9 protein-coding genes are annotated in these 12,993 nt (G+C 43.9%); 3 read left to right on the top strand and 6 right to left on the bottom strand.

The genetic code is table 11. The features are described 5' to 3' along the window. Positions 1–2: 2 nt before the first annotated feature. The 5 genes from H9628_RS08510 to H9628_RS08530 form a co-directional block, all read right to left on the bottom strand. Positions 3–881, bottom strand: a complete 879-nt coding sequence (locus H9628_RS08510; protein WP_251833698.1) for a glycosyltransferase family 2 protein — start codon at positions 879–881, stop codon at positions 3–5. Between the two features lie 3 nt (positions 882–884). Further along, the gene (locus tag H9628_RS08515; protein WP_251833699.1) at positions 885–1,154 is read right to left on the bottom strand and encodes a YciI family protein; all 270 of its coding nucleotides are present in this window, start codon (positions 1,152–1,154) and stop codon (positions 885–887) included. 23 nt (positions 1,155–1,177) lie between these two features. Continuing rightward, positions 1,178–3,991 carry a DNA polymerase I gene (gene polA / locus H9628_RS08520; RefSeq protein WP_251833700.1) on the bottom strand — a complete coding sequence of 938 codons (2,814 nt, stop codon included), beginning with the start codon at positions 3,989–3,991 and terminating at the stop codon, positions 1,178–1,180. 117 nt (positions 3,992–4,108) lie between these two features. Further along, complete coding sequence (locus tag H9628_RS08525; RefSeq protein ID WP_251833701.1) at positions 4,109–4,888, bottom strand: T9SS type A sorting domain-containing protein; 780 nt, start codon at positions 4,886–4,888, stop codon at positions 4,109–4,111. An 86-nt stretch (positions 4,889–4,974) separates the two neighbouring features. Further along, complete coding sequence (locus H9628_RS08530) at positions 4,975–5,817, bottom strand: T9SS type A sorting domain-containing protein (RefSeq protein WP_251833702.1); 843 nt, start codon at positions 5,815–5,817, stop codon at positions 4,975–4,977. A gap of 150 nt (positions 5,818–5,967) precedes the next feature. On the opposite strand from H9628_RS08530, the gene H9628_RS08535 reads away from it, so the two are divergent. Then, positions 5,968–9,201: a hypothetical protein gene (locus H9628_RS08535; RefSeq protein WP_251833703.1), complete on the top strand. Its 3,234-nt coding sequence runs from the start codon at positions 5,968–5,970 to the stop codon at positions 9,199–9,201. A 29-nt stretch (positions 9,202–9,230) separates the two neighbouring features. Here the strand turns inward: H9628_RS08535 and H9628_RS08540 are convergent, their stop codons facing one another. Beyond that, positions 9,231–10,427, bottom strand: coding sequence for an exo-beta-N-acetylmuramidase NamZ family protein (locus H9628_RS08540; RefSeq protein WP_251833704.1), 1,197 nt, complete (start codon positions 10,425–10,427; stop codon positions 9,231–9,233). Positions 10,428–10,430: 3 nt separating this feature from the next. On the opposite strand from H9628_RS08540, the gene H9628_RS08545 reads away from it, so the two are divergent. Both H9628_RS08545 and H9628_RS08550 read left to right on the top strand, forming a co-directional pair. Then, on the top strand, positions 10,431–11,660 hold the full coding sequence (locus H9628_RS08545) for an ABC transporter permease (RefSeq protein ID WP_251833705.1): 1,230 nt from the start codon (positions 10,431–10,433) through the stop codon (positions 11,658–11,660). 173 nt (positions 11,661–11,833) lie between these two features. Next, the gene (locus H9628_RS08550) at positions 11,834–12,814 is read left to right on the top strand and encodes a PLP-dependent cysteine synthase family protein (RefSeq protein ID WP_251833706.1); all 981 of its coding nucleotides are present in this window, start codon (positions 11,834–11,836) and stop codon (positions 12,812–12,814) included. Positions 12,815–12,993 lie beyond the last annotated feature (179 nt).

Raw genomic sequence — 12,993 nt, forward strand, 5'->3', positions numbered from 1 at the left:
AATTACTTTTTTCTAAACATTTGTTTCCAGCGCAGATTCCGGATAAATTTCACTTCCTCTGCTGCAAGCTGTCTGGGTTCATTTTGTTTCAGGAAAGAATTTATCGTTATAAAAAACTCGGAAACCGACTGGTTTTTCAGTGAAGATTTTGCCGATGAAACTATGGCTAAAGGTAAATTCAAACCAATATTGTAAAAATATTCGCCAAGTTTTTCAGCCTTCTGATTTTTATATTTAAAGGCGGTGGGCCGAAGATGTTTCACCCACAAATCCTTGAGCGTGACGGTCCGGAAACCCGCTTTTTTTGCGAGCATAACATCAATGTTATCCCAGCCAAGAACAGTTCTGAGGCCATCCATCTCATTAAAACATTCTTTCCGATAAGACTTTATGGGTCCGCGTACGTGCGTTTTAGAGGAGATATCTTCGAAAATCCACTGCTTTTTTTCGTCGTTAAAGTCGAAAGCCAGCGACTTTTCGAATACTTTTTTACTGATTTTTACGATTCCGGACACCATTCCCACTTTCGGATCGGCGACGTAAACTGCATTCAATTCTTCGAGGTAATTATTTGGAAAAATAATGTCGGCATCAAATTTACAGATGATGTCAACGTTATCCAAATGAGCTGTCTGTAAGCCTTTATAAAAAGTCCGGACCACCTTTGCACCAGGTTCGTGTGCTGACGTTTTCAGATTCAAAATTTTAAATCGCGAATCATTCAGTATAAAATCCTCAACTAAATTTTGTGTATTATCCGTAGAGCCATCGTTGACGACGATCACCTCAAAATCCTTAAAAGCCTGGTCTTTCAAAGATTTAAGACAAAAAATGATATTTTTTTCCTCGTTGTGCGTTGGGATGATGATCAGAAATCTCATTGGCTATAGCAGTTCATCGTGCCATTCGCGCATCGTCACTTTAGCGACAAGGCCTTCCTGCACGAACGGATCGTTCTTCACAAAATCTTCTGCCGACTCGCGGTCCACAAAAATGCCCATCGCGCCTTCACCCGGGACCGAAAACGGACCGATGCCCAGAACTTTTCCGGCTTTCACAAATTTCTCCTCATTTTCCTGATGACGCGGATAAACCTCCATGAACTGTTCCATAGTCGCATCTGCACGGTTTTCGTAGAAAATTACAGTTTTCATAATCTGAGTTTTATGGTTAAGATTTAATGAGCCTCGAGCCAGTTTTCGCCCACACCCACTTCCACCAACATTGGAACTTTAGTTTCAATCGCAGATTCCATTTCAGATTTTATAAGTGATGTGGCAACCTCGATTTCGTCATCCGGCGCTTCAAAAAGAAGTTCGTCATGCACCTGGAGCAGCATTTTTGTCTTTAAATTTAATTCCGTCAGTTTTTTATCGATATTGATCATCGCAAGTTTGATCACATCCGCGGCACTTCCCTGTATTGGGGCATTCACAGCATTCCGCTCTGCATGTGCTTTCACCACAAAATTTCCGGAATTGATGTCTTTCAGATGGCGTTTGCGTTTCAAAATGGTCTCTACATAACCTATTTCACGGGCTTTTTCCACCTGCTCGGCCATGTATTTTTTGAGTCTTGGATAGGTTTGAAAATATGCCTCAATCATCTGCTTCGCTTCTGCCCTCGAAAGGCCGGTCTGCTCTGCCAAACCAAAAGCGCCCTGGCCGTAAAGAATTCCGAAATTCACCGTCTTAGCTTGCCCGCGCTGAACTTTTGAGACTTCCTCCAATGGAATATCAAACAGCCTGGCGGCGGTGGACGCGTGGATATCTTCACCATTCTGGAAGGCTTCAATCATATTTTCTTCATTCGAAATCTCCGCAATAAGGCGAAGTTCGATCTGTGAATAATCTGCAGAAATAATTTTGTGCCCTGGCGCCGCGACAAACGCGCCGCGAATCTGCTGTCCACGCACTGTTCGGATCGGGATATTCTGTAAATTCGGATTTACCGAAGCCAGGCGGCCTGTGGCTGCCGTAGTTTGCGAGAAACTCGTATGAACGCGGTTATCATTTTTGTCGATCTGCAGCGGAAGCGCATCGACATAAGTCGATTTTAGTTTTTGGTAAGTTCTGTATTCAAGAATGTATTTGATAATATCGTGCTTTGCCGAAAGTTTCTGCAAAATATCCTCGGACGTGGCATACTGACCGGTTTTAGTCTTTTTTGCTTTCGGATCCAGCTGCAGTTTTTCAAAGAGGATCTCACCGAGCTGTCGTGGTGAATTCACATTAAATTCTACATCTGCCATCTCGAAAATCTTCCTTTCAAGATCACGCAGGTCTGTTTCAAGATCCGTGCTTTCCTGTTCGAGCCATTCTTTATCCAACGCTACACCTTCGAGCTCCATTTTGGCCAAAACCTGCATCAGCGGCATCTCAACCTTATAAAACAAATCTTCGAGGTTCTCTTTCTGAAGTTGAGGCGCAAAAACAGTGTATAACTGGAAAGTGATATCGGCATCTTCAGCGGCGTAATTTGTTTGCTCTTCTACGGGAAGATCGCGCAACGTAATCTGGTTTTTACCTTTCTTTCCTATTAAAGTTTCAATGGCAACAGGTTTGTAATTCAAATAAACCTCTGAAAGATAATCCATTACGTGCCGCCCATCAGGATTCAGCAGGTAATGTGCGATCATGGTGTCGAACATTGCGCCTTGCATGTCCACGCCGTAGCGCTTCAGGACTTTGTAATCGAATTTTAAGTTATGAGCGATCTTAATGACATTCTGCTTTTCGAAAAATGGCCTGAAGATTTCAATAGTCGCTTTAGCCTCTTCCAGATCTGCGGAAAGCGGAATGTAATATGCCAGACCTTTGCGGTACGAGAAACTGATGCCCACAAGTTCGGCCTCCATTTCATCAAGTGAAGTGGTTTCCGTATCAAAAGCGACTGCGGGTTGCGACATTAAGTTCCAGGCTAGTGTCTTCTGGGCTTTTGGAAGATCAATGTACTGATAAAGAACGTCGTTGTCCTCAAAGGTAGATTTTGTGCGCGTTGCATGATCGAGTTCTTCAAAATTGGCAAAAAGATCTAGCTGCAAGGAACTTCCGGCGGGTGCTGAAGAAGGTTTTTGAACATTCTGAACATTTTCTGTAGGCGTGGCAAAAGCCCGGTAGAGATTTTCATATAGTCTGCGGAATTCCACTTCATCAAAAACTTCCTTTACTTTTTCCCAATCGGGTGTCTCGAGGTCGTACTGTTCCTGGTGGAACTCCAGCGGAGCGTCGCAGATGATTGTGGCCAGTTTTTTTGAAAGGATTCCGCGCTCGGCGCTCGCCTCTACTTTTTCACGCAGTTTACCTTTGATCTCATGCGTGTTTGCCAAAAGGTTTTCAAGACTTCCGTATTCTTTAAGGAATTTTTTAGCGGTTTTCTCGCCGACGCCGTCTAAACCGGGAATATTATCCACGGAATCACCCATCATTGCGAGAAAATCTATTACCTGTTTAGGATCTTCGATTTCGTATTTTTCCTTTACTTCATCTACACCGAGGATGGTGAATTCGGCACCTTTGAGACCCGGTTTGTAAATTTTGATTTTATCTGTGACAAGCTGTGCAAAATCTTTATCGGGCGTTACCATGAATGTGGTGTATCCTTCTTTTTCGGCCTTGCAGGCAATGGTTCCGATTACATCGTCGGCTTCATAACCTTCGACACCCAGGATCGGGACATGCATCGCCTGAAGGATGCGGTGAATGTATGGGATTGCCAGCTGGATAGCTTCCGGCGTTTCATTCCGGTTGGCTTTATACTCGGCAAAATCTACGGTACGCACACTGGCCTGGCCTACATCAAAAACAACCGCGAGGTGCGATGGTTTCTCCCGCCGTATAAGTTCTATCAAAGAGTTGGTAAAGCCGAAGATTGCAGAGGTATCCCGCCCGTCGCTGGTCATCCTTGGCGTACGGATCAAGGCGTAATAGCCACGGAAGATCATCGCATATGCATCGATCAGGAAAAGCCTTTTGTCTTGGTTGTCTTGCATGTCAGCAAAGATAATATTTTTTTGAAGCGGTACTGCGGATACGGTAGGCGCAAAATTTAATTAAAAATGCCGCTTTCATTAAAAAAAGCGGCATGCAATGTATTGAAAAAAGTATTCTTAGTTCTTAATAACTTTTCTGCTCACTTTTGCAGAACCGTTATCTACAGTCACTACATAGTTACCTTTCGCCATAGAAGAGGTGTTGATACCCTCGCCGCTGTTTACACGGTTAGAGCTTACCAATCGTCCTTCTGCGGAGTAGATGTTCACAGTAGCTCTGCCAGGAAGGATAATTCTCAATTCGTTACCTACCACGGTGTTCATTTTCACTTCTTTATCGAATGCTTTCACGTCTGTAACGGCCATTGTAGCTTTGTCATAAACCATCACGTCATCGAAAAGAATTACACCGTCACCCTGGTTGTTCTCAGGATAAACTCTCAAACCAGCTCTTAAAAGAGTTGATGTTGGGTTTGGCTGTGCTTCTGCTGTGAAGAAAACCCAAGCTGGAGAATCTGTAGAATAATCTGCACCCTGCAAATTGTTTGAACCTGTATCTGCTGTTGCAGTTCTGAACTGTCCCCAGTATCTGAAACGCGCATTAGGCGTGTTATCCAAATACCAACCAGAGAATACATAAGTCTGACCCTGTGTTACCGGAATATCAGCGGTAGGGCTCATTGTTCTGTTTCCAGTTGCCGGTGAAGGAAGACCTGCAGAAAATTGTCCTGAATGAGCAGTAGTAGATTGCACCATAGTCACTCCTGTCGGGATAAACCAGTCTGTAGGTTTACCGTCAGCCCAGTTTTCAAAACCAGGGTTTGGCACCAAATTCACTTGTGCAGTAGCAACCGCAGTGAATGCCGCTAATCCTAAAATAGTAAAGATTTTTTTCATTGTATTAAAAATTTATTTCTAGCCCAAAATTACAAAAAAATACTTCCTCAACCGAGGAAGTATTAAAGTTTAACAGTAATTTTAAATTACTTTTTGATAATTTTCTGTGAAGCTGACTTACCGTTTACAACGCCAGTCACAACATAAGTACCTTTTGGTAATGAAGCAACATCAAGTGATGTATTTTCATTTACAGAAGCGGTTTTTACAACCTGTCCGTTCATGTTTACGATCTGTACATCAGATTTTACATTGAAAATGATGTTATTGGCTACCACAGTGTTTTTAACTAATGATGCTTTAGAAGCAGTTGCATCGCCAACAGCTAAAACTGTAGTATCTACATTACCTGTGATTACCACATCATCAACACTGAAAGTACCTCCAGATGCCTCAGCACCGTAGAAGTAGAAACGGAAAGTCACCGGACCAGCCTGATCTACTACCGCTGGCTGAACAGTAGAACCGTCCTGACCTGTACTGATGTCATTCACATAATGAAACTGGTTAGTTGGTACTACTTCCAATTCCTGGTTAGCAGGAACTACGCTGGCAGGAAGATTAGCTGTATAACCGTCAACACTTGATCTTACCGCATAGTATCTTGGACCAGTCCCCGATCTTTGTACACGGAAAGTAACTGAAGAAACGTCTAAATAATAACCCGAAGCAGGCGTTACAGTAACTTCAAGATACTTAGAAGCACTTGGAGTATTAGCTGTTGGCGCGTCACTCCAGGCAAATCTGTTTCCTGTAGTTGTAGCTGTGTAACCAGACTGCGTAAAGGCAGAAGCAGTGAAGTTAGAACCCGTTGTCGCAGCCACGGTTGCAGGCGGAGTTCCGTCAAACGAATAAGTTGCTGTAAAAGCTTGTGCAGATACGGTTGCAGAAACAGCGATTACTGCCAATAATGAATAGAATTTTTTCATTGTTTTGAAATTTTAAATAATTAATAATTTATACTGCAAAAATACGGCCTTTTTTAGTATAATCATAATTTATAGGTTAATTAACCATTAACAGCTACAATAATTTTAAATCTACTTTTTCGTTATTTTTACAGCCTGTAGCTTATCGCATTGCTTAAAAAATCGTTTTTTTCCCTTTCTTTAATTTTCGCAGTCCTGTGGACCGATGCGCAGATTTTCAGTTGGGAAAATCCAAATGTCCCATCCGATTCAGCCAAGAAAGATTCAATACTTAGCGCGAGGATCGAAACCGATTTTTTCACCCGCGACACCCTGGATTTCATCAGACTGCAAAACCAGGTCATTGTTGATGAGGGAATTCTTGCAAAACCGTCGCGTTCAGGTGTTTTAGGAGATCTTCAAAGCAAAGGTTCGATCGTCCGGGGAATCACGTTTGGTAACAACCAGGGGCAGAGTGTACAAAGTTCGATGGATATGCAAATTTCCGGGAAACTATCGCCTGATGTCTCCATTTTGGCTTCGATTTCTGACCACAACCTTCCAATTCAGGCTGACGGTTATACGCAGACGCTGGAAGAATTCGATAAAATCTACATGCAACTCAACATCCGCGACAAATCCATCCTGCGGGCCGGACATCTAGACCTCGCAGATGAGCACACCTACTTCGGACGGTTCCAGAGACGCAGCATGGGACTTCAGTTCCAAACCGCTTTCGGAAAGAATAATCTCACCACGATTGATGTTTCCGGTGGCGTGGCGCGCAGCGAGTTTCACAGGATAAGGTTTCAGGGAATCGAAGGAAATCAGGGTCCGTACCGTCTCACAGGTAAAAACGGCGAACAGTTTATCACCATCATTTCAGGTTCTGAACAGGTTTACATCGACGGAATTTTGATGAAGCGCGGCGAAAACCAGGATTATATCATTAATTATAACACCGGCGAACTTACTTTTACGAGCTTCCGCGCGATTTTACGTCAGAATTTTATTACGGTTTCGTATAATTATACCAACCGCAACTACACCCGCTTTTTAGTTACAGGAAATCTACGCCACGAGCGCGAAAGGCTAAAAACCGGTTTCAGCTGGTTCACTGAAAGTGACAATAAGAACGCGCCTTTAGCCTTAAATCTAAGCAAAGAAGACCAACAAATACTCGTGAATGCAGGCAATAATCCCGGATTGATGTACGCGCCATCCGGAACCATCTCAGAATTTGATGTAAACAAGATTCTTTACAAACGAACGGAATTTGCCGGCGGATTTTTCTATGAATTTTCGACGGACAGCGCGGACACACTTTACACCGTAGCATTTACTTACTTCGGGCAAAACCTTGGCGATTACCGCCTGAAGCAAAGCACCAACAATGGCCGTGTCTTTGAGTTTGTAGGCGAAAACATGGGCGAATACCGCGCTGTCCGGAAATTACCTGCACCACAGAAAACGCAGGTTTTTTCGGCAAATACCGAATATCTACTGCGCGGCGGAAAGATTGGCGCGGACGTGTCACTTAGCAATTTCGATCCCAACCTCTTTTCTTCAAAGGACAGCAATGAAAACACAGGTTATGCAGCGAGAATTTTCGGGCGTCAAACCTATATGTATAAGGACTGGAAAGGAACTCCACATTTCGAGTATCAGCGGATCAGTTCGCGTTTCCATGTCCTGGACCGAATAAATGATGTAGAATTTGCGCGGGATTTCAACCTGACACAGGAATTTAATCAGCGGACGCAGAACCGATTTATTTTCAGCTTCTTAAACCAGTGGAAAGAGCGCTCTTACCTTAATTACCGTCTTAATTATCTTGATGAGCAAGATTTTTATACCGGTATAAAAAATGACCTTGATTTTGGCTGGATCCGGGAGAAATTTACCACAAAAGGCAACTTTTCGTACCTCGACACGCAACAGGATTTTCAAAACACCCGTTTTGTGCGTGGTGGGATAATCTCGGAAATTTTACGTCCGAACGGTAGCTGGGCCGTTGGCGCAAGCTTGGAGCACAATGTGAAGAAATTCAACGAAACAAACCAACTCGATGTTACGAGTTTTAGCTGGAAAGAAGTTTTTGTTCAGAAAAAAATCAGCGATTCCGCACGTACGCGTCTGCTTGCACGGATGTACTTCCGCGACAACGACTCCGTTCGTGATAACAGATTGCAAAACATCAAGCAGATCTTAGGCTTTATAGCAGAAAGTCAAATCATCAAAACTGAAAAAACCACGCTTAACGCTTTGGCTCATTACCGAAAATTCTTCTTTCAGAATCGCGATATGAGTGCTACATTCAATGAAGATTTTGTGGTGGGCAACATACTTTACAACCAGCAGCTTTTTCGGAACGGAATGCGTCTGCAGGCTTTCTACGAGCTTGGAAACGGCCAGGAAGCACAACGCGAATTTCAGTACATCAAAGTGACCGACGGCCAGGGAATCTACAAATGGACAGATTATAACGGTGACGGCGTGCAGCAAATCGACGAATTTGAAACGGCAGAATATGCCGATTTAGCCCAATATATCCGCATTTATACCAATACAGTAAATTATCTCCCTTCTAACAAAAACAAATTTCAACTTGCACTTTTCGTGAATCCTTCTGTCGTTTTTAATTCAAATAATCAGTTTTTGAAACGCTGGAATGTCAATCTTTCGCTCAACTCTCAAAACTCCTTTTTTAAACGGGATAAAGTTTTGGTTCTAAATCCATTTGAACGAAACGCGGACCAGATCTTAAAAAACCAGAATGTTTTAGTTTCGCTACAGTTTAATCCGACGGACAAATCTGGCTGGAATGGAAACTACCGTTTTATAGACAACCAAAATCTGATCAACGCCAATTTCAGCAATGAAGAGCGTGGCCAGAATTCACACCTTTTAAATGTGGGATATTGGTTTAATAAAGATTTCCGTCTCGACTGGGAAAACGGGCTTCATTACATTGAAAATTCGTCGCAAATGTTCAAAACGCGCGACTACATTTTAAATAATTTTGAGACCAAGCCGAAAGCCACATACAAACTCACAACGACGCTGCAGGCAGAACTTTCGTCTGCGCTCCGCCAAAAGCAAAGAACGGACGGTGAAGAACTTCTGAAAACCTACGACATTACCGGAAGTTTGCAGTGGGACCATAAGAAGACCTCGGTTCGCGGCAACTTCTCATTTATTAATAATGATTTCACGGGCAACAGTTTTTCGATTGTCGGAAACCAAATGCTCGATGGTCTGAAACCGGGAAAAAATCAGGTTTGGTCCGTGTTCCTGCAGCAAAGCATCAATTCTTTCATTCAGCTCAACGTAAATTACGAGGGTCGGAGCAGCAATGAACGCACGATCCATATCGGATCCATGCAGGTAAAGGCGAGTTTTTAGAAGGATTCGGAAGCGAACTATAGTACCGCTCAGTCTGTATAAATGATATATTTGCTGCGGATTTTCTGGTAATCTTCAAGATCTTTTTTCCACGAATCTCTGATCTCTTCTTCCGTCTTTCCTGCGATTACCTGTTTTCGCAATTCGTCGCTGCCGGCGAGTTTGTCAAAAAACAGATTTTTAAGGAAGAAATCCTGTGCAGGATTTTTGTAATTTTTATACGCTTTCAAAAGCCAGCTTAAATTTAATTCTCTCAGGTCGCGCTTTTCATTAGACAAATCTTCGCCGAAACATAATTTGCCGTTCAGAAACGGATCTTTCGCACCAAAATTCGGCTTTGGAGTAAAGCGGTAAGGTAAGTTTTTCGTCCACGGACTGCCGTAAATCTGAAACGGCAAATCTGTGCCGCGGCCGACCGAAACCTGCGTGCCTTCGAAAAAACAAAGACTTGGATACAGATTGATTGAGAGATCATTCGGTAGGTTTGGCGATGGTTTATCCGAAATTTGGTAGCGCTGCGTCTTGTGATAGCCTAACATCGGAATTAAAGTATATTTGGCCTCAACACCGTTCTGAAGCCACTTTTCGCCGTTCACCATGAGTCCATACTCACCGATTGTAAGTCCATAAACAACAGGCACAGGGTGCATTCCGACAAAACTTTTCCATTTATCTTTTAAAATGGGACCGTCAATGTACCCATCGTGCGGGTTTGGGCGGTCTAGCACCATTACTTCTACGCCGTTTTCGGCGGCAGCTTCCATCAAATAAGTAAGTGTAGAAATATAAGTGTAGAATCTTACGCCAACATCCTGAATATCAAATAATACAAGATCAACATCTTTGAGTTGCGCCGGTGTAGGTTTTTTATTGCTGCCGTACAATGAAATTACCGGAATTCCGGTTTTGCTGTCGGTGCCGTTCTTTACGTGTTCGCCGGCGTCGGCATCACCGCGGAAACCATGTTCAGGCGCAAAAATCGACTTTATCTTAACATTGTTTTTCACCAGAAAATCAATGAGGAAAGTTCCGTCTGCCAGACGGCCGGTTTGGTTCGTTACAACGGCAATGTTTTTGTTCCGAAGTTGAGGAAGATAGAGCTCCGGCCGGTCTGCACCGGTCTTGAAGCAGTGTTTATCGGTATTTTGAGCAAATCCAGTTTGGGCAAGTCCAAAATAAATTAGCACAGTCAGAAGTAAATCTTTAATTTTGAACCTTAAAACCATCGCTTGAAGTTTCCGTTATATTTTTCAAAAAAAATAGCTTTTTCCAAAGATAACAAAAATAATCTCTCACGGGTTATTGTCTTTATTGGTCGGCTTTCCGTGGCACTTGGCGTAATCGTTTCACTGGTCACAGTCTCTACCGGAGTCGGTTCTAAACGGGCGATCAAGGAAAGGATGGCGGACTTTTCCGGTCATATTTCGATAAAGTCCAAGCAGTCGAACAATTCTTATAATTCCTCTGTTCTGGAGAAAGAAGGTTTAAAAATTAAGGAAATAAATGAAATTCCGGATGTCGCGGGCACCCAAAATTACGTTGCTGTAAGCGGTATCATGCGGAATGAGCATAATTTCGCCGGAATTATTTTTAAAGGTGTTGGCAAGGACTTCGACGCTGAAAGGTTCAAAAAATTCCTAGTTGCCGGTCAAACGCCCAAAATCTCAGAAGACGGTTTCAACAGCGGCATTACCATCTCGCAGAAAATTGCGCAGGACATGCATCTGAACGTGAAAGACAGCATCGTGGCCGTATTTTCAAAAGGTAACCAAAGCCCGCTCTACCGGAAGTTTGAAGTGGTAGGAATCTACAAAACCGATATCAAGATGATTGACGATCTCTTCATCATCGGCGATATCAATCATGCGCGCCGAATCCAGGGAATGGAAAAAAATGACGTAGGCGGCATCGACGTTTTCCTTAAAAACATCAATTACATTGACGAAGACGCACCGAAAATCGACAGGCTCGTTGGTTACAGGAATTATACCGTAAAAGCGACCGATGAATATCCGCAAATCATGGATTTCATCGCGATTTTCGACACTAATATCGCACTGATTATCAGCATTATGCTTATCGTAGTAATTATCAACATCGTAATGGTTCTGCTGATTCTAATTATCGAGCGGACGAAATCTATCGGGTTACTTAAAACTTTAGGCGCAACAAACGGGCAAATCCGCACCATATTCATTAATTATACATTGCTGATCATGGTACCCGGCTTAATTTTCGGGAATGTTATCGGGCTCGGTTTCCTGCTCATCCAGAAATATTTCGGCATCATCACACTGAATCCTGAGAACTACTATATCAGCGTAGTTCCGGTGGAACTGAATGCCGTGCATATCTTGGCAATCTCATTGGGAATCCTTGTTGTATCCGGGATTGCGTTAATACTGCCGAGTTATCTCATCAGCAAGATTTCGCCTGTGAAATCGCTTAAATACACCTAAACAGCGCCATTCGGAAAGCGCGCTACCCTCGCCTCTAGCCGCGATTGCAGCGGAAATCCTTTTTTGACGGCTGAGGCATCCGAAGTAGGCAAAAAAGATTGCAGCGTAAAGCGCGTACCAAATGTCTGAGAATGCGTACTTTTGTGGCTCCTGAAAATGAATAAAAAAATCATATGAAATATTCGCAAAATATACTTGAAACCATCGGAAACACGCCGCTTGTGAAACTTAACAAAGTGCTGGGCGATGATTTTCCGGCGCTGGTTTTGGCGAAAGTTGAGACTTTCAACCCCGGAAACTCGGTGAAAGACCGCATGGCCGTGAAAATGGTGGAAGATGCCGAAAAAGACGGGCGTCTGAAACCCGGCGGAACCATTATTGAAGGGACTTCCGGCAATACCGGTATGGGATTGGCGTTGGCCGCGATCGTGAAAGGTTACAAATGTATCTTCGTGACCAACTCAAAGCAATCTAAAGAAAAATGTGATATTTTACGCGCTGTTGGCGCAGAAGTTATTGTCTGCCCTACCGACGTAAAACCTACGGATCCGCGTTCTTATTACTCGGTTTCAAAGCGTCTGGCCGCGGAAACCGAAAACGGCTGGTACGTGAATCAGTACGATAATCTCTCGAACCGTCAGGCGCATTATGAACAGACAGCGCCCGAGCTTTGGGAGCAAACCGAGGGAAAACTGACGCATTTTGTGGCCGGCGCCGGAACGGGTGGCACGGTAACGGGCTGCGGAACGTTTTTCAAAGAGAAAAATCCGAACATAAAAATCATCGGTGTAGATACTTACGGATCAATTCTTAAAGAGTTTCACGAGACCGGCGAGCTGCATTACGATCACGCATACACTTACGTGACAGAGGGTATTGGCGAAGATATCATCCCTGAAAACTACGATATGACCGTGATTGATCACTTCGAAAAGGTGACCGACAAAGACGGTGCTATCTACGCAAGAAAACTGGCTAAAGAAGAGGGCATTTTCTGCGGATATTCGGCTGGTAGCGCCATCGCAGCGCTGGTTCAGATGAAAGACCAGTTCACGAAAGACGACGTGGTAGTTGTTTTGCTGCACGACCACGGCTCACGTTATGTAGGAAAAATCTACAATGACGAGTGGATGCAGGAAATGGGTTGGCTGTAAAAGCATTTTTTGGGCGTGTCCCTGCAACCAAGAGAGAGTAAAATTTCATTTTACTCTCTCTTTGTTTTCGGGCCGGTCTTCGGCTCCCCATCTTTTACCGGTCGGGGGGGGGGGGGGGGGGGGGGGGGGGGGGGGGGGGGGGGGGGGGGGGGGGGGGGGGGGGGGGGGGGGGGGGGGGG

It is taken from the genome of Kaistella pullorum, assembly GCF_014837035.1.
Lineage (GTDB): Bacteria > Bacteroidota > Bacteroidia > Flavobacteriales > Weeksellaceae > Kaistella > Kaistella rhinocerotis.